General features: G+C 71.4%; 16 protein-coding genes. 3 read left to right on the forward strand and 13 right to left on the reverse strand.

The window, feature by feature from the left end; all coding sequences use genetic code 11:
• Positions 1-129: 129 nt before the first annotated feature.
• The gene (locus OOJ91_RS18065) at positions 130-951 is read left to right on the forward strand and encodes a hypothetical protein (protein ID WP_266246446.1); all 822 of its coding nucleotides are present in this window, start codon (positions 130-132) and stop codon (positions 949-951) included.
• A gap of 61 nt (positions 952-1012) precedes the next feature.
• On the opposite strand, the gene OOJ91_RS18070 is transcribed toward OOJ91_RS18065, so the two are convergent.
• From OOJ91_RS18070 to OOJ91_RS18095, 6 genes are all read right to left on the reverse strand, one after another.
• Positions 1013-2116, reverse strand: a complete 1104-nt coding sequence (locus tag OOJ91_RS18070) for a branched-chain amino acid ABC transporter permease (protein WP_266246447.1) — start codon at positions 2114-2116, stop codon at positions 1013-1015.
• The gene (locus tag OOJ91_RS18075; protein WP_266246448.1) at positions 2113-3003 is read right to left on the reverse strand and encodes a branched-chain amino acid ABC transporter permease; all 891 of its coding nucleotides are present in this window, start codon (positions 3001-3003) and stop codon (positions 2113-2115) included. The genes OOJ91_RS18070 and OOJ91_RS18075 overlap by 4 nt, the downstream gene beginning before the upstream one ends.
• Positions 3003-3728 carry an ABC transporter ATP-binding protein gene (locus OOJ91_RS18080; protein WP_266246450.1) on the reverse strand — a complete coding sequence of 242 codons (726 nt, stop codon included), beginning with the start codon at positions 3726-3728 and terminating at the stop codon, positions 3003-3005. Before OOJ91_RS18080 ends, OOJ91_RS18075 begins: the two co-directional genes overlap by 1 nt.
• Positions 3728-4471: an ABC transporter ATP-binding protein gene (locus OOJ91_RS18085; RefSeq protein ID WP_266246452.1), complete on the reverse strand. Its 744-nt coding sequence runs from the start codon at positions 4469-4471 to the stop codon at positions 3728-3730. Before OOJ91_RS18085 ends, OOJ91_RS18080 begins: the two co-directional genes overlap by 1 nt.
• A gap of 2 nt (positions 4472-4473) precedes the next feature.
• Positions 4474-5673 (reverse strand): substrate-binding domain-containing protein, encoded by a 1200-nt coding sequence (locus tag OOJ91_RS18090; protein WP_266246453.1) that lies wholly within the window; start codon positions 5671-5673, stop codon positions 4474-4476.
• Positions 5674-7068: 1395 nt separating this feature from the next.
• On the reverse strand, positions 7069-8190 hold the full coding sequence (locus OOJ91_RS18095) for a glycerophosphodiester phosphodiesterase (RefSeq protein ID WP_266246455.1): 1122 nt from the start codon (positions 8188-8190) through the stop codon (positions 7069-7071).
• 140 nt (positions 8191-8330) lie between these two features.
• Here OOJ91_RS18095 and OOJ91_RS18100 point away from each other — a divergent pair, with 140 nt between their 5' ends.
• Both OOJ91_RS18100 and OOJ91_RS18105 read left to right on the forward strand, forming a co-directional pair.
• Positions 8331-9665: a TrkH family potassium uptake protein gene (locus OOJ91_RS18100; RefSeq protein WP_266246456.1), complete on the forward strand. Its 1335-nt coding sequence runs from the start codon at positions 8331-8333 to the stop codon at positions 9663-9665.
• Between the two features lie 17 nt (positions 9666-9682).
• On the forward strand, positions 9683-10351 hold the full coding sequence (locus tag OOJ91_RS18105) for a potassium channel family protein (protein WP_266246457.1): 669 nt from the start codon (positions 9683-9685) through the stop codon (positions 10349-10351).
• Positions 10352-10390: 39 nt separating this feature from the next.
• Here the strand turns inward: OOJ91_RS18105 and OOJ91_RS18110 are convergent, their stop codons facing one another.
• From OOJ91_RS18110 to OOJ91_RS18140, 7 genes are all read right to left on the reverse strand, one after another.
• Entirely contained in the window at positions 10391-12040 is a 1650-nt protein-coding gene (locus OOJ91_RS18110) for a serine/threonine-protein kinase (RefSeq protein ID WP_266246459.1), read from the reverse strand.
• Between the two features lie 71 nt (positions 12041-12111).
• Entirely contained in the window at positions 12112-13674 is a 1563-nt protein-coding gene (locus tag OOJ91_RS18115) for a fused MFS/spermidine synthase (protein WP_266246461.1), read from the reverse strand.
• Positions 13675-13710: 36 nt separating this feature from the next.
• The gene (locus OOJ91_RS18120) at positions 13711-14724 is read right to left on the reverse strand and encodes a coiled-coil domain-containing protein (protein ID WP_266246462.1); all 1014 of its coding nucleotides are present in this window, start codon (positions 14722-14724) and stop codon (positions 13711-13713) included.
• A gap of 259 nt (positions 14725-14983) precedes the next feature.
• Entirely contained in the window at positions 14984-15793 is an 810-nt protein-coding gene (locus OOJ91_RS18125) for an inositol monophosphatase family protein (RefSeq protein WP_266246464.1), read from the reverse strand.
• Complete coding sequence (locus tag OOJ91_RS18130; protein WP_007465485.1) at positions 15786-16238, reverse strand: response regulator; 453 nt, start codon at positions 16236-16238, stop codon at positions 15786-15788. Before OOJ91_RS18130 ends, OOJ91_RS18125 begins: the two co-directional genes overlap by 8 nt.
• The gene (locus tag OOJ91_RS18135; protein ID WP_266246466.1) at positions 16235-17980 is read right to left on the reverse strand and encodes a sensor histidine kinase; all 1746 of its coding nucleotides are present in this window, start codon (positions 17978-17980) and stop codon (positions 16235-16237) included. Before OOJ91_RS18135 ends, OOJ91_RS18130 begins: the two co-directional genes overlap by 4 nt.
• Complete coding sequence (locus OOJ91_RS18140) at positions 17977-19176, reverse strand: PP2C family protein-serine/threonine phosphatase (RefSeq protein ID WP_266246467.1); 1200 nt, start codon at positions 19174-19176, stop codon at positions 17977-17979. Before OOJ91_RS18140 ends, OOJ91_RS18135 begins: the two co-directional genes overlap by 4 nt.
• Positions 19177-19442: the final 266 nt, after the last annotated feature.

A 19442-nucleotide genomic window follows, 5' to 3' on the forward strand; every position in this document is an offset into this window, starting at 1 on the left:
CCTGACACCCCCGGGAGCGCCGGACGGCAGTGCCCGGCAGCCGGACGGCAGCATATCGGCAGCCGGACCGCCGTGCCGGCCGGCAGCATCGTCGTCGGCAGAAGCCAGGCAGCGAGAAAGAGAAGTGCGATGACACAGGCAACGGGCACCCCCGGCACCATCCTGCGGACGGTCGGTACGGCCACCGCCGTGCTGGCCGCGACCACCCTGCTCGCGGGTTGCGGGCCAAAGAGCGAACCGACCGCGGCACCGCAGAGCAGCCCGTCCGCCAGCCCGAGCGCCAGCCCGAAGGAGGCTCTCCTGGACGCCGTCCCGGATGGCACCGAGGGGGCGTTCCGGTTCAGCGGCAAGGACTCGTCGAGCACGATCAGCGGCCGGATCGACCCGGCGGCCAAGGGGTTCGAGCTCAACATGGCCATGCCGGCGGACTCCGACGGCATCGTCGTGAAGATGTCGTTCCTGGTGATCGAGGATCAGAACTGGGTGAAGGCGAAGTTCAGCGGTCGTCCCGGCCTGCCGCGGTTTCCCGACAAGTGGATGAAGCTGGACCCCAAGAAGCTGACCGACGCGGCGGACATCCCCGCCTACGACGGCGTGGACCAGGGCAACGCCGGGCCGCTCATCCAGGCGGCCACCTCGGTCGAGGAGAAGAGTCCCGGGCAGTACGTCGGCGTCATCGACGTGAGCGGCGGGGAAGCGGCGAAGGCGCTTGCGGACGGCGAGGCGGCGGCCCTCGGGGAGGCCGCGAAGAAGGTGCCGTTCACGGCGGTGGTCGGCGCGGACAAGCACCTGGCCTCGCTGACGTTGAAGATCCCGGCCGCCGGCAAGGCGAAGGCGTACGACTACGTCGTCAAGTACGCCGACTACGGCAGCGCGCCGAAGATCAGCGTGCCGACCGGGGCCGCCGCCACGAAGGCGCCGGCGATGGCGTACGAGTTGCTGAACGGCTGACCCACGACGCAGAGGGCGGCGGCCACACGGGGGGCCGCCGCCCTGCTGGGTGGAACCGGGGTCAGCGTGGGGGGCGGAGGGATCGGGTCAGGTGGGACAGGCGGGGGGCGAGGCTGGTTATGCCTCCGGGGAAGAAGTAGACGGCCAGGATGAAGACCGTGCCCAGGACGAACAGCGGCTGGCTCAGCGGACGGCTGAGGACCGCCGGCAGGTTGTCCACCGCGTCGCTCGTGCCGAACGCGGTGAGCCGGTGGTCCAGGTACATGTAGAGGACACCGCCGAGCACCGGCCCCCACCGGGTGCCCGGCCCTCCGAGCACCACCATGACCAGCAGCGACAGGGTCAGCTCGGAGGACGTGATGTGCGGCGACGCGCCGCCGACGATGAGGACGTAGACCACCCCGCCCGCCGACGCCAGCCCGCCGGCCAGGGTGAACGCCACAAGCTTGTAGCGGTACGGGTCAAGCCCGAGCACGCCGATCCGCCGCTCGTCGTCACGCAGCCCGGCGAGCACCCGGCCGGTAGGCGACCCGCTCACCCGGTGCACCACGAAGACCACGAGCGTCAGGTACGCGAGCGCCAGCCAGTACAGGTTGACGGTGTTTGTCACCCCCACCAGCCCGGCGGGCAGCCCGGAAACGTCCAGCGGGAGGCCCTCCTCGCCACCTGTGAGCCCGCCGAAGTCCCGCGCCACCAGGATCGCGCCGACCTGGGCGAACGCCAGTGTGACCATGGCGAATGCGATGCCCACGGTCCGCAGCGCCACCGCGCCGAGCAGCGCGGCGAGGATCGTCCCACCGGTGATGGTCAGCAGCGCCGCCTGCCACAGTGGCAGCCCGGCCCGGGTGACCAGGATGTCGGTGCCGTACACACCTGCGGCGAAGTAGAGCGCGTGCCCGAAGGAGAGCATGCCGGTCCGGCCGAAGAGCAGGTCGTACCCGGCCGCCAGGCCGCCGAAGATCAGGCAGATGGCGAGCAGTTGCAGGGTGCCTGGTGAGTTGACCGGCCCCTCGAAGATCCCCGGCAGGGAGATCGTCGAGTACGGCAGGATGGCCAGGACCGCAAGCGCGACAAGCGGCAGGAACGGGCGGACCCGGTGCCACCTGCCCCGCTGCGGACTCAGTTCGTCGGGCACCTGCGCGCGAGGCGCGTCGATCACCGTCATGCCGTTGCCACCTTTCCGGCGATGCCCTGCGGACGCAGCAGCAGCACCACGGCCAGCAGCCCGACCACGCAGATGTCGCCCAGCCCGGACGTGCCGTAGTAGTTGACGAACTGCTGCACCAGACCGACGACGACCGCCGCGTACGCGGAGCCGACCACCGAGCCCATCCCGCCGATCACCACCACGATGAACGCGAAGATCAGCAGCGAGCCGCCCTGGCCTGGCGAGACGGTGCCGAAGTAGACCCCGCCGAGCGCGCCGGCGAGCGCGGCGGCCGCCCCGCCGATGGCGAAGACGAGCGTGAACGCCTTGCGCACGTCGATGCCGAGCGCTGTCACCATCTCCCGGTTCTCCACCCCGGCCCGGATCACCAGGCCGTACCGGGTCCACCGCAGGAACGCCAGGATCGCGCCGAGCACCAACACCGCCGCGACGATCAGCAGCAGGCCACCGTTGGGCACCTGCGCACCGAGGATCCCGGTCACCTGCCGGGTCCAGTCGGGGCGGGGGAAGGTGCGGGCGTCCGCACCCCAGGTCGCCTGGAGCAGCGCCACCCCGGCCAGTGACAGCCCGACGGTGACCAGCACCTGCTCGATGGTGCGCGAGTAGAGCGGGCGGATCAGCACCAACTCGACCAGGATCGCCACGAGCGTGCCGGCGGCCACCCCGAAGGCGACCGCGAGCACGAAGCCGAACCCGTCGGAGCCGGCCCCCGGCAGGTTGCCGGCCGCCCACCAGGTGCCGTACGCGCCGACGCCGAGGAACAGCCCGTGCGCGAAGTTGAGCACGTCGGCCAGGCCGAAGACCAGGGACAGGCCGGACGCGACGAGGAAGTACAGCGCCGCCAGGCCCAGCCCGGTCAACGCCAACAGGATCACGGTCCCCATCAGTGACTCACCTCCGCCGAGCCGACACCCAGCAGTGACTTCGTCAACGCGGTCTCCAGCAGCAGCTCGTGGGCGTCGCCGGTCCAGGCCACCTTGCCGGCGGCCAGCACCACAGCGTCGCGGGCCAGCCGGCGTACGACCGCCAGGTTCTGCTCGACGAGCAGCACCGGCACCGACTCCGCGACCCGCTCCAACACCTCGGCCACCTCGGTCACCACCTTCGGCGCCAAACCCTTGGTCGGCTCGTCGACAAGCAGCAGCCGGTTGTCGTTGAGCAGCACCCGACCGATCGCGAGCATCTGCTGCTGCCCGCCGGAGAGCGAGCCGGCCCGTTGGCGTCCGCGCCGGTCCAGCTCCGGAAAGAGCGCGAAGACCTTGTCGTACGCCGGGCTGGTGCCGCGACGCTCGGCGAGCCGCAGGTTCTCGGCGACGGTGAGGCCGGCGAACACGTCCCGGTCCTCGGGCACGTAGCCGAGCCCACCGCGGACCAGCCGGTGGGTGGGCCGGGCCAGCAGGCTCTGCGCGCCCATCCGGATGGTGCCGCGGACCTCCCCGGCGGGCGGGGTGAGGCCGACGATCGCGCGCAGCGTGGTGGTCTTGCCGACGCCGTTGCGGCCGAGCAGGACTGTCACGCCGGTCGGCGCGACGGTGAACGACACTCCTTGAAGGATGTGCAGCCCGGAGATCCGGACCGACAGGTCCTCCACTGTGAGAACGGGTTCCATCAGAGCGACTCCCCCAGGTATGCCTCTTGCACCGTGGGGTTGGCCATCACCGTCTCCGGGGTGTCGCAGGCGAGCAGCGCGCCGTGGTGCATGACGGCGATCCGGTCGGCCAGTTCGAGGATCACGTCCATGTGGTGCTCGACCATCAGCACCGCCCGGCCACTGTCCCCGGTCAACGACTTGATGACGGCGACCAGTTCGGGGATGTCCTCGGCGCTGACGCCGGCCATCGGCTCGTCGAGCAGCATCACCCGCGGCTCACCGGCGAGCAGCAGGGCGATCTCCAGCTTGCGTTTCTCGCCGTGGGCAAGGGTGCCGGCGAGTGCCGTACCCCGGTGGGCGAGGCCGACCCGGTCGAGCGCCGCGTCGGCGGCGGCGGCGACCTCCCGGTCGGCCGCCGCCCGCCGCCACAGCGCCATCGAGCCCCCGCGGTGCGCCTGCACGGCGAGCCGGACGTTCTCCCGCACGCTGAGCGAGCCGAAGACCGACGACGCCTGGAAGGTACGGCCCAGACCGAGGCGGGCCCGCCGGTGCGGCGCGAGCCCACCGATGTCCTGCCCGTCCAGGGTGATCCGGCCCTCCGTGGCCCGGCGCAGGCCGGTGATCAGGTTGAACAGTGAGGTCTTGCCGGCGCCGTTCGGCCCGATGACGCCCAGGAACTCCCCGGGCGCCAGGTCGAGGTAGACGCTGTCGACGATGGCGACCTCACCGATCCGCCAGGTCAGACCGCGGGTGGCGAGCATGGTCAGCCCTTCATGGCCACGGCCGGCGGCGCGGTCTCGTCACCGGTGAGGCTCTTCTGCGCGGTCGCCGTGAAGGCGGTGCCGCTGCCGGTCAGCTTGGCCTGGAACATCGGCTGCAGCAGCGCGTGGTCGGCCGCGCGGATGGTCATCTTGCCCTTGACCCCGTCGAAGCTCCAGCCCTCCAGCGCGGTGACCATCTTGTCGACGTCGTCGCCGCCCTCCTGCACCGCGCGGACCACCATCTGGGCGGCGGCGAAGCCGTCCGGGTGGAACAGGTCGATGGTGTTCACCTTGGCCTTCAACGCCTTGCTGGCCTCGGTGTCGGACGCGCCGTCGAAGTAGTGCGACAGGAAGGAGATCTTCGCGCCGGCCGCCCCGAACGTCGGCCAGGAGGCCCGGATGTCCAGGCCGGTGACGACTGTGGTGGAGGAGAGCACGCCCTGCTGGTCGAGCGTCTGCCACATGGCCGGGGCGGTGGTGCCTGCCCAGGCGACGAAGAGCAGGTCCGGCTTGGCGGCCTTGATCTGGCTGGCGAACGGCGTGAACTCGGTGGCGCTGGCCGGCGCCCGGACGCTGCTGACGGTGGCGCCCGCGCTGCCGATGACTGCCTTGACGGCCGCCTCGTTGGCGTCGCCGAACGCGCCGTCCTGGGCGAAGACCACTACCTTCTTGCCGGCCGGGTCGCCGATGAACGACTTGGCGGTCACCACGTCCTGGTAGGACTGCCGCCCGGAACGGAACGTGTACTTGTTCGCCCCGGTCACCGCGTCGGTCGCGGCTGGGCCGGAGATGAACAGGACCTTGTTCTGCGCCGCGATCGGCGCGACCTGGAGCGCCACACCGGACGCGGTCGAGCCGGCAATGATCTTCGTACCCTTGCCGATCAGGTCCTTCGCGGCGGAGACGGCCTTGGCCGGGTCGCCCGCGTCGTCGACCTCGGTCAGCTCGATCTTCCGGTCACCCACCTTGCCGGTGCCCTTGGTGGCGAAGTCAAGCCCCGCCTTGAACCCCTCGACGTACTGCTTTCCGTAACTGGCCAGGGCTCCCGACTGGGAGTACACCAGGCCGACCTTGACCGGGGCGGCGCTGTCGCCGCCGCCGGTGGCGGTGTCCTGCGGGCTACCACAGGCCGTGGCGGCCAACGCCGCGGCCATCATCGTGGCGGCGGAGAGGAACGCCCGCCGCGTGTGCCGGACCGTCATCGCGACTCCAGGTGAGGACAGGATGCTGTGTTGTCGGCTCACGCTAGAAGTGACGTCACCCACGAGCTATGTGGCGGAAACACACAAGTAACGGGAGAGGGGTGGCCGGGGGTTACAGCGGGCCGCACCACCACCCGGTGACCCGCGCCTCCGATGGCCCGAACCCCCACGGACCGCCCGAGCCCTGTGTCGCCTCGCGCCATCCGGGCCTGCCCGCTCAATCGCAGGGCCCGTCGTGGTCGGCCGGTCGCGGACACCGCCGACGCCCGCCGAGCAGGCGGCACCCTCGCCTCGTCGGCCTGCTCGTCGGCCTGCTCGTCGGCCTGCTCGTCGGCCTTCCGTCGGCCTTCCGTCGGCCTTCCGTCGGCCCTTCGTCGAGGGTTTGCCGAACCAACCGGAGCCGGACACCAGCACCTACACCCCGCCGGTAACGCTGCCCGCCCGAGCGCCCCCGCCCGAACACCCCCGCCGGTAACGCTGCTCGCCCGAACACCCCCGCCCGAACACCCCCGCCGGTAACGCGGCCCGCCCGAACACCCCCGCCCGAACACCCCCGCCGGTGACGCTGCCCGCCCGAGCGCCCCCGTCGAACGCCAAGCGGGCGAAGATCGCCGCAACATCGGCGAAGATGGTGCCTCGCTCGGCGGGGAGGCAGCAACTTCGCCGATGTTGCTGCCTCGACCTGCCCCGATACCGCAACATTGGCGAAGTTGCGGCCCCGAGCCCCGGTTCGCCCGGTCAAGGTCGTGCTCGATCATGGATTTAGTGGCCTTGGGCCGTCGGCGATACCACTTGATCCAGGATCGAGCGTGACCTTGGACAGGCCCACGTGTACCGGTAGGCGTGAGCGGGCGTAGACGTCGGCGTGGACGTCGGCGGACGTCGGCGGCGCGATTCGTTTACGGCATCAGCTCCATAGCGTCCGCGAGGTGCTGCCCACACCGGCGCGGCCACCCGCCCACGCCCACGCGGCCAGGGCCACCCGCCCGCGCGGCACCTGCCCACGCCCACGCGGCCACCTGCCGAGACGCCGTGAGAGCCACCTGCCCACAGCTGCGCGGCCACCTACCGACGCCGTGAGCCACCTACCGACGCCGTGAGCCACCTGCCCACAGCCGCGCGGCCACCTACCGACGCCGTGAGCCACCTACCGACGCCGTGAGCCACCTACCGACGCCGTGAGCCACCTGCCCACGCCCGCGGGGCGACCTCCCCGCGCCCGAGGCCAGCTGACCGGGTATGTGGCAGGGCAAACGTGTCGCTGGCCCGTCGTCCGGGTGGCGGACGACGGGCCAGCGTGTGGGCCGGGCGTGATCGGCCCGGCGGTCGGCTCGGAGCGGGTCAGCTCCCAGCCGAGGTCAACCCGGCGGGGACACCGCCGAGGCGCGGACGGTCTCAGCGCGTGGCGAGGCCGGCGCGGGCGGCGACTGCGGTGTCCGGGTGGTCGCTGAAGACTCCGTCCAGACCCAGGCCGAGGAAGAGTTCGTACTCGGCCGTGATGTCGCCGCGCGCGTTCGGGTCGGTGCCGATCCGGAAGTCCACGGGGAGGAACTGGTTCTCGGCACGGAACGTCCAGGAGTGCACGAGCAGCCGCTCGCGGTGCGCGTCGCGCACCACGTTGGTCGGGGCGAGCAGGGCGCCGGCGGCGTCCCGGGGCACGATCAGGTTCTTGTTCGCCCCGATGCCGTCGGCGTACCCGGCGATCCACTTCAGTCCGGCCGCGCTGGCGAGGTCCTGGTAGCTGCGGGTGTCGCCGGCGACTGTGAAGTCGTACGGGCGACCGGTGGCGTCGAGGAGCTGGATGAGCTTCACGTCGGTCAGCCGGCTCAGGCGACGCAGGTTGGCCGTCTCGAACGACTGGATGAAGACCGGCGAGTTCTTGTGGTCCAGCTTGTTCTGCCGCAGCACCTTCAGCAGCGGCTCCTCCAGCGGCAGGCCGATCGACGTGAAGTAGGTCGGGTGCTTGGTCTCCGGGTAGATGCCGATGGTGCGGCCCCGTGCCCGCCCCTCGGTGCGGGCGAGGTCGATGACCTCCTGGAGGGTGGGCACCTCGAAGCGTCCGTCGAAGGCGGTGTTCGCGACGCGTACCTGCGGCAGCCGCTCCTTGGCCCGCAGCGTCTTCAGCTCGGCCAGGGTGAAGTCCTCGGTGAACCAGCCGGTCACGGCGACGCCGTCGATCGTCTTCGTCGTCTTCCGGGCGGCGAACTCCGGGTGCGTCGACACGTCGGTCGTGCCGGAGATCTCGTTCTCGTGCCGGGCGACCAGGACACCGTCGGACGTGGACACCAGGTCCGGCTCGATGTAGTCGGCGCCCATCCGGATCGCCAACCGGTACGCCTCCAGGGTGTGCTCCGGCCGGTAGCCGCTGGCGCCCCGGTGACCGATCACGATCGGCCGGGCGTTGCCTCGGACGCGGTCCGCCCCGGTCGAGGGGTCGGCGGCGGCCATCGTGGGCACGGCCACGGCGGCGGCGAGCAGCGCGCCGGCCACGCCGAGAGTCGAGAGGGTACGTCGCAACGCCGTCTCCTGTCATCGAGGGATGTCGCAGACAGCAGACCGTCCGCGATTGACCGGGAGTTGGTCGATGGCTGGCCGGCAGGTGAATCCGGAATGGGCGTTCCCACTCGGGCGGGCACCCGGAAAAGGAAGATTGTCTGGTGCGCTGGTTTTTCCGCAACCCCGTGCGGCTGGTGCCGCTGGGGTTCCTGGTGCCGATCCTGCTCGGCACCGGGCTGCTGCTGGCGCGCTGGTCGACCGTCCAGCACCAACGTCCGCCCCTGATCACCGCCCTGTTCACCGCCACCTCGGCGGTGTCCGTCACCGGCATGGCCGTCACCGACACCCCCAACTACTGGTCCGGCTGGGGCCTGCTGGTGATCACCCTGCTCACCCAGCTCGGCGGTCTCGGCATCCTCACCGTCGCGGCGCTTGTCATCCTCGTGGTCTCACGCCAGCTCGGGCTGCGTAACCGGCTGCTGGTCCAGGCCGAGACGGCGGAGTTCGGCATCGGCGACGTGGCCCGGTTGCTGCGCCGGATCGCGATCACCGTCTTCGCCTGCGAGGCCGTGATGACCGCGGTGGTCGCCGGCCGGCTCTGGTGGGCGTACGACTACACGCCCGGTCGGGCGCTCTGGTCGGGCGTGTTCCACGCCGTCCAGGCGTTCAACAACGGCGGGTTCTCGCTCTACACCGACGGCCTGCTGGCCTTCGACCGTGATCCGTGGGTGGCGCTGCCGCTGGCGTTCGGTGCCATCGTCGGCGGGCTCGGGTTTCCCGCCCTGTTCGAGGCCGTACGCGAGTGGCGCAGACCGGCGGGCTGGGCGGTGGCCACCAAGCTGACCATCTGGGGCAGCGCGGCGCTTGTGCTGCTCGGCGTCGCCGGCCTGCTCGCCGCCGAGTGGACAAACGTCAGCACCATCGGCTCGTACGACGCCGAGGGCAAGGTGCTCGCGTCGTTCACCCAGATCGCGTTGAGTCGCACCGGCGGCTTCAACGTGCTGAACATCGCGGACCTTCAGGAGGAGAGCTACCCGCTGCTGATCGTGCTGATGTTCATCGGCGGCGGCAGCGCCAGCACGGCCGGTGGCATCAAGGTGTCCACGTTCTTCCTGCTGGCGTTCACCATCTGGGCGGAGCTGCGCGGCGAGCCCGACGTGACGGTCGGGCACCGGCGGGTCGCCACCGCCAGCCAGCGTCAGGCCGTCACCGTGGCTCTGCTCAGCGTCGCGCTTGTCACGGCCGGAACGATGCTCCTGCTGCTGCTCACCGAGGGCGAGCGGTTCGTCGCCGCCCTGTTCGAGGTCACCTCGGCGTTCAGCACCACTGGCCTGACCATCGGTCTGGCCAGCGAGTTGCCGGCCAGCGGCCAACTGGTGTTGACCGTGCTGATGTTCATCGGCCGGGTCGGGCCGCTCACCCTCGGGTCGGCGATCGCCCTGAACACCCGGCGCAGGCTCTACCGCTATCCCCAGGAACAACCAATTGTCGGCTGACGAAGAGGAGGGTCGAGGTGTCGGCGAGACGATCGGACGGCAGCGGCATCGTGGTGATCGGGCTGGGTCGGTTCGGGTGCCACCTGGCCGGCGCTCTCAATCGGATGGACCGTGAGGTGCTGGCCATCGACCGCGACGCGGATCAGGTGCAGCGCTTCTCGACCCAGCTCGACCGGGTGGTCCAGGCGGACGCGACCGAGGAGGGCGCCCTGCGGCAGCTCGGCGTCACCAGCTTCGGTCGGGCGGTGGTGGCCATCGGGGCGTCGGTGGAGGCGAGCGTGCTCACCGTGCTGGCGCTTGTCGAGCTGGGTCTGCCGCAGATCTGGGCCCGCGCCACGTCACAGAAGCACGCGAAGATCCTGTCGTCGGTGGGCGCGCACCACGTGATCTTCCCGGAGGCGGAGACCGGGGACCGGGTGGCCCACCTGATCGTCAGCCGGCTGCTCGACTTCATCGAGTTCGACGACGACTTCGCTATCGCCACCGTCCGGGTGCCGCAGTCGCTTGTCGGTCGCACGCTGCTCGACCTGCGTCCGGACGAGCGCTACGGGGTCCGGGTCATCGGCGCGAAGGTGCCGGGCGAACGCTTCCGGTACGCCTCGGACGACACCGAGCTGCCGCAGGGTGGGGTGCTGGTCGTGGAGGGCGGCATCGAGCAGGTGCAGCGGTTCGCGGGGCGACGCTGACGTCTCACCTCGGGTGACGAGCGTGCCCCTCAGAAACCTTCACCCTTTTCCCGGACCACCCGGCCCCTTCGCGTTGGAGGGCTTCGCTGCCTTCGCCTTGTCCTTCTCGGGCGCCTTCGGCGGTGCCGGTGCCTTCGGAGCGACCCTCGTGGTGGTCTTCGTCGTCTTCTTGGTCGGGGCCTTCGTCGGGGCCGCCTTGCTCGGCGGCGCGGTGGACGGGGTCGTTCCGGCCACCCCGGAGACGCGTACCCCGCAGGTGGCGTCGCCGAGCCGGAACTCCACAGGCAACGGGTTCGCCCCGCTGTACGTCCCGGCCAGGGTGAGCTTCTCGGCCGCGCCGGGCGCCAGGGTCGTCCGCTGCGCGGCGGGCCGGATCTGGACCGTGCCGCCCTGCTGCTGCACCGGGGCGGGCGTCGCCTTCGTCACCGTCTGCTGGCCGGGGAACGTGAAGTTCATCGTCCAGTCGCGCAGCTCGCGGTCACTGGTGTTGGTCAGGGTCAGCTCGGCGGTGAAGTCCTTGCCGGAGTCGGTGCGCAGCGCGTACGCCACCTCGCAGGGCGCCGTCTCGGGCAGGCCCATCCGGGCCTCGGTCGTGGGCCGGTCCTCCCCACTGGCGGGGCTGCGGGAGGTGAACCCCCACATCGCCCCGGTGACCGCGATCAGCCCAACGGCCGCCACCCCGGCCTCCACACGTCGACGGCGGTTGACCCGTCGGCGCTGGGTGCGGTTGCGGGTACGCGACAGCGGGAGCGCATCCGTCTCCGCCGACCAGGGCAGGATCGTGGTGCCGGCGTTCGCCAGCTCGGCGGCGTCCAGCGGACCGCCCGCCGGCGAGACAGGCATCGCCGCCAGCATTCCGGCCGCCTCGGCGAGAGTCCGGGCCAGCTCCGGGGTGGCCGGCCGGTCGGCGGGGCGCTTGGCCAGGCAGCGCCGCACCAGGTCGGTCACCTCGTCGGGCAGCCCCGGCACCGCAGGCATCGGGTCCGGGTCGCTGTACATGTGCGCACGCAGCATCTGCGTGGTCGTGTTCGCCTCCCACGGCAGCCGGCCGGTGAGCATCCGGTAGAGCAACAGCCCGACGGCGTACACGTCGGTGGCCGGGGAGACCTGGCCGTTGTCCAGCCGTTCCGGCGCGAGGTACGCGGGCGTGCCCAGCAGCGTCCCGTCCGGCCCCTTCTCGCTCTCCCCGACAAGCGCGGAGATGCCGAAGTCGACCACCTTGACCCCGGTCGAGGTGAGCATGACGTTGCCGGGGGTGACGTCGCGGTGCACGACCCCGCGACCGTGCGCGGTGGCGAGCGCCGAGGTGACCTCCGCGCCGATGGTCACCGCCTCGCGCCACGGCAGCCGCTGCTCACGGCCGAGTCGGGCGGCCAGCGAACCACCGTCGACGAGCTCCATCACCACGTACGGCACGGTCAGGCCGACCTGCTGGGACTCGCCGTAGTCGTACACATTTGTGATGTTCGGATGGCAGAGCCGCGCGGCGGCCTGCGCCTCGACGCGGATCCGGTGCCGGAAGGCCCGGTCGCTGGCCAGCCGCGAGGCCAGCACCTTCACCGCGACCTGGCGGCCCAGCACCTCGTCGTAACCGCGCCAGACCACCGACATGCCGCCTGCGCCGAGCTGCTCGATGAGCCTGTACCGCTCATCGAGCAGTTGCGCGCCGTTCCGGTCCCCACCGCCCATGGTGGCCGTTGTTGCCCGCAGGTGACCGGGCTACACCTGAAGGATCGGAATCGGTCAGGAATATCACCCGTTCAGGCGGTCGCCAGCAGTTGGTCCACCGGGGCGTAGTCGTCGGTCAGCACCAGCGCCTCCCCGACGAAGTCCGTGAGGTCCGCGCCGGAGAGCAGGCTGACGCTCCGGTCGACCTCGTCGAGGCGGGCGCGGACGGCGGCCAGCGGCAGCGGCGCGTCGGAGCCGACGATGAGGAAGTTGCTGCCCCGCTCCTCGGCGAGCGCCTCCGGCGGGGCGATCAACGCGACGTTAGTGAACTCGGCGGCCACCGTGGCCAGCTCGGCGCGGATGAACCGCAGCGGCGGGTAGTCGATGACGTTCTGCACGTAGACGCCGCCGGGGCGGGTCACCCGCCTGATGTCGGCGGCCATCTCCCGGGTGGCCAGGTGCCAGGGCACCACCAGGTGACCGAACGCGTCGCCGACGACCAGGTCACGGCTGTCCGCCGGCTCACCGGCGACAAGCATCCGGGCGTCGCCCACCACCGTCCGCAACCCCGGCCCCGGGCGTACGCCCAGCTCCCGCTCGCCCAGCTCGACGAGCCCGCCGTCGATCTCGAACACCAGGTTGTCGGTGCCCGGCCGGGTGGCGGTGAGGTACGTCGGCACGGTGAACCCGCCGCCGCCCAGGTGCAGCGCGTCCAGCCGCTGCCCGGCGGGTGCGATCACGTCGGCGACCGCGCCGATCCACCTGGTGTACGCGTACTCCAGGTGTTTCGGGTCGGCCAGGTCGACGTACGAGTGCTGGGCCGAGTTGAGCAGCAGCGTCCGGCCGCTGGGCCGGGCCGGGTCGGTGGTCACCCGGGCGCAGTGGTACGCGGTCTCGATGTCGCACGGGTTCGGCGCGACTGTGGTCAGCCCCGCCCCGACCAGGCCGAGCACGGCCAGCGCGGCCCGGGTGCGGGCCGGACCGGGCAGTTCGGTGGACGCCTGGCGGCGCAGATACCAGCCGAGGCCGAGGCCGACCAGCCCGAGCGCCACCGCCAGGGCCAGCACGATGACGGTGCTGGGCAGGGCCGCGACAAGCACGAAGCCGGTGAGCAGGGTGGCCGTGATGCCGCCCAGGGTGCCGATGCCGGACAGCCGGCCGACAACCTGGCCGGTGCGGCGCAGGTCGGCGAGTTGGAGCTTCACCACAAGCGGGGTGACCGCGGCCAGCAGCGCCGCCGGCACGAACACGGCGAGCGCCACCAGCAGGAGGATGGCGCTGGCGGCCCCGCCCCGCAGGACCTCCCCGGCGTAGCGCACCACGGGCAGGGTCACCGCGGTGGCGATCCCGGCCAGCACCAGCGCGGGCGCGAGGAGACCACGCGGATCACGTCGGTCGGCGAGCCAACCGCCCGCCCACGCCCCGTACGCGATCGCCGCCAGCGCGATGCCGATGACCGAGCTGGTCACCTGGAGGGTCACCCCGACGTACGGGCCGACCAGACGCAACGCGACGGTCTCCAGCACCAGAACCGCACCGCTTGCGAAGAAGACCAGGAAGGCGGCCAGACCGCCCGGCAGCGCCCGGCCGGTGACCGGCGCGGGCGGGCCCGAGGAGACCGGCGTGGTCGCGACGTCCGACGATGGGGAGCTCATCGTCGCGATGGTACGCAGCGAAGCTGGCGTCGCGGGTCAGTACATCGAGAGATGAACATGGTTCGTGTGGCTGGCGGCAGGGCTGCCACTGCCGCTGTACGACCGCCAGCCGGTGCCCGGATGCCAGATCTGCCGGTACCAGATCACGTAGAGCACACCCAGCCGGTCGGCGTTGCGCACGTGCCAGGCGGCGAGGCTGTCCCCGTACGCCTTGTCGCCGCCTGTCGCGTTCTTGTCCTCGAAGCCGTTCGTGGCGGCCGCGAAGTCGCAGGCCCGCCCCTTGGGGTGCTCGCCGCCGCCGCCGCTGCGCTTGCAGGAGACGTACCGCTTGTAGCCGGCGGCCTGGGTCTGCTTGAGGGCGTTGAGGGTGCGCGGGGTGATGCAACCGGAGGTCGTCGGGTCCTTCACCGAGCAGGACTCCGAGGGCCAGGAGCCGTCGGAGTTACGCGGCGCGGGCTTCGCCGACGTGGAGCTGCCGCCGCTGAAACCGTTGCTGCTGCCCGAGCTGACCTCGGCGAGAGCCGCCTCGGCCTCCTTCTTCTTCTTCGCCATCACGGCGAGCTGCTTCTGCTGCTCCCGGACCTCGGTGTCGATGGCGATCTTGGCCTGCTGGGCCTGCTGCCGGGCCTCGGTGAGATCGCGCAGCCGCTTGCTGTCCCGCTGGGCCATCAGGTCGAGGTCGGCGGCACGTTGCAGGAACGCCTGCGGCGTGGCGGTGTTGAGCAGCATCGCCGTCGGGGTGAGCCGACCGGCCCGGTACGACTGCGCAGCCACCTCGCCGACCTGGGCGGTGAGCCCGACCAGCCGCACCTCGACGGCCTTCAGCTCACCCGTCAACGCCGTCTGCCGACGCTTGGAGTTGTCCAGCTTGGCCTTGGCCTCGATGTGGCCCTTGGCGGTCAGCTCAAGCGCGTCCTGCAACTTCTTGGTGCCGCCCTCGCCGGGCTCCGCGTACGCAGGCACCCCGCCGGCGAGCACCAGCGCGACGGCGGTGAGCAGAGCGAGCAGTACGCGGCGAACGCGCCGCTGACTGAGCCTGGTCCTGGGCACGGCAGCGTCCTTCCGTCGACCGCCGGCCCCCGGTGAACTCTGCGCGGCGGCGTCCCCGCCGGCGCCCGTCGGCGGCCTGCTGGCGGAGAACGCCGTCACGATACCGGAACGCGCGCCGGTGACCAGCCCCGTGACCGCCCTCAGAGCCCAGTGTCGACGCAGCGTGCCGCCGTCGTCGCACGCTGCGTGGAGAAGGCCACGCCGCGACTGTCGCAGTGCCACGTGGAAACGCCGCGCCGTCGTCGTCGCGGTGCGGTGATCAGGAGTCGAGCAGAGCCTCGCGCACCTCGGTCCAGACCTGTTCGTTGACCGCGACGAGCAACCCGCTGCCCTCGTCGGCCGGGTGGTAGTCGACGCCGTCGAACCGGCGGGCGACACCGCCCGCGGCACGGACCAGCAGGGTGCCCGGCGCGTGGTCCCAGGGCAGGGTGCGCCAGAAGAGGGTGAACTGCTGCTCGCCGGTGAGGATGTCCAGGTATTCGCGGCCGGCACAGTGCTGGCCGGGCAGCAGCTCGCCGAGCCGCCGACCGCCGGCGCGAACCCGGTCACGGGATTCCGGCGGCAGGAACCGGGTCATCGCCGCGCCACGTAGGTCACCCAGCGGCGGCACCGCGTCGGCGGCGCCGACCGGCTGGCCGTTGAGCAGTGTGCCCTCGTCGGCCCAACCGGCGGCGAGCGTCTCGGCCAGCGGGTCGAGGATCCAGCCGGCGGTCGGACGCCCGTCCGTCAGCAGCGCCACCATCAGGGCGAACGGTCGGCGACCGGCCGCGAAGTTGGCGGTGCCGTCGACCGGGTCGACGAGCCACACGTCACCGCTGTCGCGCAGGTGCCGCAGCAGCCCCGGGTCGTCGGCGACACCCTCCTCGCCCACCACCACCGAGTTCGGCCGCAGCCTGCGCAGCCCGGCGGAGATCAGCTCCTCGGCCCGACGGTCGGCGACTGTGACCACCTCGCCGGGCGCCTTCTCCGACACGTCGGCGTCGTCGAGCTTGCGGAACAGCGGCACCACGACCTGGTCGGCGGCCTCCAGGAGCAGGTCACCGACGTCGTCGAGCAGGGTGTCAGCCACGAGGCGGCAGCTTGACCACGCTGACGAAGAACTCGTCGATCTGCCGTACGACGGAGATGAAGCGTTCGAAGTCCACCGGCTTGGTCACGTAGGCGTTGGCGTGCAGCTGGTAGCTGCGCAGGATGTCCTCGTCGGCCTGCGAGGTGGTGAGCACGACCACCGGGATCCGGCGCAGCTCCGGGTCGTTCTTGATCTCTTCCAGCACCTCCCTGCCGTCCCGGCGGGGCAGGTTGAGGTCGAGCAGGATCAGGTCAGGCGCCACCGCGTCGGCGTACTGGCCCTCCCGCCGCAGGTAGGCGAGCGCCTCGGCGCCGTCGGAGACGACGGTCAGCCGGTTGCGCAGCTTGTGCTCCTCGAACGCCTCCTGGGTCATCAACACGTCACCCGGATCGTCCTCCACGAGCAGGACCTCGATCGGGCTCTTGCCGTCCGCCGGCGCGGTCATCCCACCGTCTCCCTCATGTCACCCGTTCTACCGCTTTCCGACGCCCCGTCGGCCCGGTCCGGCTGGTCCGCCCCGGCGGAGCGCTCCGGCAGCTCGGACGACACCTCGTCCGCGGACGTCTGCTCCCCCGCGTCGGCCGGCTGCGGCCGCTCGGCGGGGTCTGCGGCAGTGGCCGCAGCGGCCGCCGCCTCCACGTCCTCCGGGCGTGCCGGAAGGGTGAACCGGATCGCCGTGCCCTCCGGCACGTCGGTGTCCACCCAGACCCGACCGCCGTGATATTCCACGATCTTCTTGACGATCGCCAACCCGATGCCGGTGCCCGGGTACGCGTCCTTCGAGTGCAGCCGCTGGAAGATCACGAAGATCTTGTCGGCGAACTCCGGCTCGATCCCGATGCCGTTGTCCTGGCAGGTGATCTCCCACTCGGCGCCGACCAGCCGGGCCGAGATGTGCACCTTCGGCGGCGCGTCGGGACGACGGAACTTGATCGAGTTGCTGACCAGGTTGGCCAGCAGGTTGGTGAGCAGCGGCTCCTCGCCACGGATCACCGGCAGGTCGGTCCAGGTCAGCTCGGCGTCGGCGTACTGCCGGGCGGCCTCGGTCTGACCCGCCACGTCGCCCATCACCTTGTTCAGGTCGACGTCGACGAAGCCTGTGGTGAGGCGGCCGATCCGGGAGAACGCGAGCAGGTCGTTGATCAGGCGCTGCATCCGCTGCGCGCCGTCCACCGCGAAGGCGATGTACTGGTCGGCCCGCTCGTCGAGCTGCCCGGCGTAGCGACGCTGGAGCAGTTGGCAGAAGCTGGCCACCTTACGCAGCGGCTCCTGCAGGTCGTGGGAGGCCACGTACGCGAACTGCTCCAGGTCGCGGTTGGACCGGGTCAGCTCCTCGGCCTGCTTCTGCAGCTGGCTGTTGACCCACTCGATGCGCTCGCGGGCCTCCCGCACCTCGGCCAGGTCGGAGGCGATCTTCTGGCGCATCGCGTCCACGTCGTCGCCGAGCCTGATGAACTCCGGTGGGCCGACTGTGGCGATGCGGTGCTGGTAGTCGCCCTCGGCGACCTCGCGGACCTGGGTGGCCAACCCGGTCAGCGGCCGGATCACCATCCGGTCCAGCGAGAGCAGCAGCACCGCGCCGGCCACGACCACCACCAGGGCCGCGATGATCAGCAGGAGGACCAGCAGGTTGCTGCTGTTGCGGACGTTCGCGGCGGCCTGTTCCCGGGCCTCGAGGATCTCCTGCTGGAGGTCGCCGACTGCCGACCGCACCTCGTCGAACCGCTGCCGGGCCTGCTCGGTGACCAACGCCTGGCCGGCGCGGGTGCCGTCCTGCTCCGTCGTGGTGATCACCGGTTCGGCGACCGACAGCCGCCACTGCTCGGCGCGTTCCTCGACGATCCGCAGCTCCTGGCCGATCTGCGGGTAGTCGTGGAGCAGCGTCCGCATCGCGCCGATGGTGGCCTTCTCCTGGTCCAGCCCCGCCTCGTACGGGCCCAGGTCGGCCGGATCACCGCTTACCGCGTACCCGCGAACCGCCGTCTCCTGGTCGAGCACCGCGTTGAGCAGCTCCTGCGACTGCACCCGCAGCGGGCCGGTCTGGTTCAGGATCGCGTCGATCTGGGTGCGGTTGCGGGCGGCCATCGCCGCCTCCGCGGTGGCCAGGCCGATCAGCAGCACGCCCACGACTGTGAGCAGCGTGATGACCCGGCGGCGCAGACTCCAGCCGCCGATCACCGGCTTCACCGGCCACCACCACGGCTGACCAGCAGCATGGCCACATCGTCGGCGAGCGGGCCGCCGTTGATCTGCTCGGCCCGACCGACCAGCCAGGCCGGCAGGTCGGGCAGCGACACCTCCCGGTTGGCCGGCTCGTCGAGCAGGCCGCTCAGGCCCGGCACGTCGAGCCGTTCGTTGCCGGCGCCCACCCGCCCCTCGATCAGGCCGTCGGTGTACATCAGCAGGGACCAGTCATCGGTGTCGAACTCCAGGTCGTAGGCGATCGGCCGGCGAGGTCGTACGCCAAGCAGCAGGCCGCCGGGCGCGGGCACCGGGACGACCCGGCCACCGGAGAGCAGCAGCGGCGGCGGATGCCCGGCCAGTCGGACGGTGGCCCGGTTGGCGTCCAGGTCGAGTCGGGTGGTGGCGACCGTAGCGAAGATCTCCTGGAGCCGGCGCTCACTCATCAGCACCTGCTCGAGCGCGGGCAGCACCTCGTCGTCAGGCACGCCGGCAAGCACCAGGGCCCGCCAGGCAACCCGCAGTTCCACACCGAGGGCGGCCTCGTCCACCCCGTGCCCGCACACGTCTCCGACGATCAGGTAGAGACGGTCCGGACGGGTCTGCACCACGTCGAAGAAATCCCCGCCGATCAGGGCGGCGTGCCGACCCGGTCGGTAGAAGGTGTGCACCGCCACCTGGTCTGTCGTCATCAGCGGTTGCGGCAGCAGGCCGCGTTCGAGGCGGGCCGACTCGGCCTGGCGCAACTCGACCTCACGCAGCCGGCGGGCGTTCTCGTCGGCGCGCTTGCGCTCGACCGCGTAGCGCAGCGCCCGCGTCAGCAGCACGCCGTCGACCTGGCCCTTGACCAGGTAGTCCTGTGCGCCCTCGGCGACCGCCACGACACCCAGGTGCTCGTCCGAGCGCCCGGTCAGCACGCACACCGCGGCCCCGCTCGACATCTCCAGCACCAGGCGCAGCCCGTCCAGCCCCTGCGCGTCGGGCAGGCCCAGGTCGAGCAGGACGCAGTCGACGCCAGTGATCCGCTGCCGCGCCTCCCGGAGGCTTGTGGCGACCACCAGGTCGATCATCGAGTTCGTCTCGGCGAGCAGTTCACCGACGAGGAAGGCGTCGCCCTCGTCGTCCTCCACCAGCAGCACCCGCAACCGCTCGCCGGGCGGCAGGTTGCCGTGCCGCGCCAGGCCACCGTGCGGGTACGGCACGACAGGGGAACCGGCCAGGCCGCTTCCCCGGTACGGCCGGGTCACCGCCGCGAGACGCGGGAGTTCGCTGGTGATGTCGGGCTCCTTCCGAGTGCCCTGCTGATCCTGTATTAGACAACGGTCGCACACAACACGGTGGCCGCGGCACTTGCGGGGGTTGGCCGCATCACTGCTCGTCGGGGGACAAACCGGGCGGCCGGTAGGTGCCCGGGCGGCCGATCGTCCCCACCGACGGGCGGACGATCGGTGGACGCCCGGCCATCCCG

The organism is Micromonospora lupini, from assembly GCF_026342015.1.
In the GTDB taxonomy this organism is placed as follows: Bacteria; Actinomycetota; Actinomycetes; order Mycobacteriales; family Micromonosporaceae; genus Micromonospora; species Micromonospora lupini_B.

Bases quoted from the DNA above. Each gene is read 5' to 3' on its own strand.
- OOJ91_RS18065 (WP_266246446.1), top strand. From the start codon at position 130: ATGACACAGGCAACGGGCACCCCCGGCACCATCCTGCGGACGGTCGGT.
- OOJ91_RS18070 (WP_266246447.1), bottom strand. From the start codon at position 2,116: ATGACGGTGATCGACGCGCCTCGCGCGCAGGTGCCCGACGAACTGAGT.
- OOJ91_RS18075 (WP_266246448.1), bottom strand. From the start codon at position 3,003: ATGGGGACCGTGATCCTGTTGGCGTTGACCGGGCTGGGCCTGGCGGCG.
- OOJ91_RS18080 (WP_266246450.1), bottom strand. From the start codon at position 3,728: ATGGAACCCGTTCTCACAGTGGAGGACCTGTCGGTCCGGATCTCCGGG.
- OOJ91_RS18085 (WP_266246452.1), bottom strand. From the start codon at position 4,471: ATGCTCGCCACCCGCGGTCTGACCTGGCGGATCGGTGAGGTCGCCATC.
- OOJ91_RS18090 (WP_266246453.1), bottom strand. From the start codon at position 5,673: ATGACGGTCCGGCACACGCGGCGGGCGTTCCTCTCCGCCGCCACGATG.
- OOJ91_RS18110 (WP_266246459.1), bottom strand. From the start codon at position 12,040: ATGGGCGGTGGGGACCGGAACGGCGCGCAACTGCTCGATGAGCGGTAC.
- OOJ91_RS18115 (WP_266246461.1), bottom strand. From the start codon at position 13,674: ATGAGCTCCCCATCGTCGGACGTCGCGACCACGCCGGTCTCCTCGGGC.
- OOJ91_RS18130 (WP_007465485.1), bottom strand. From the start codon at position 16,238: ATGACCGCGCCGGCGGACGGCAAGAGCCCGATCGAGGTCCTGCTCGTG.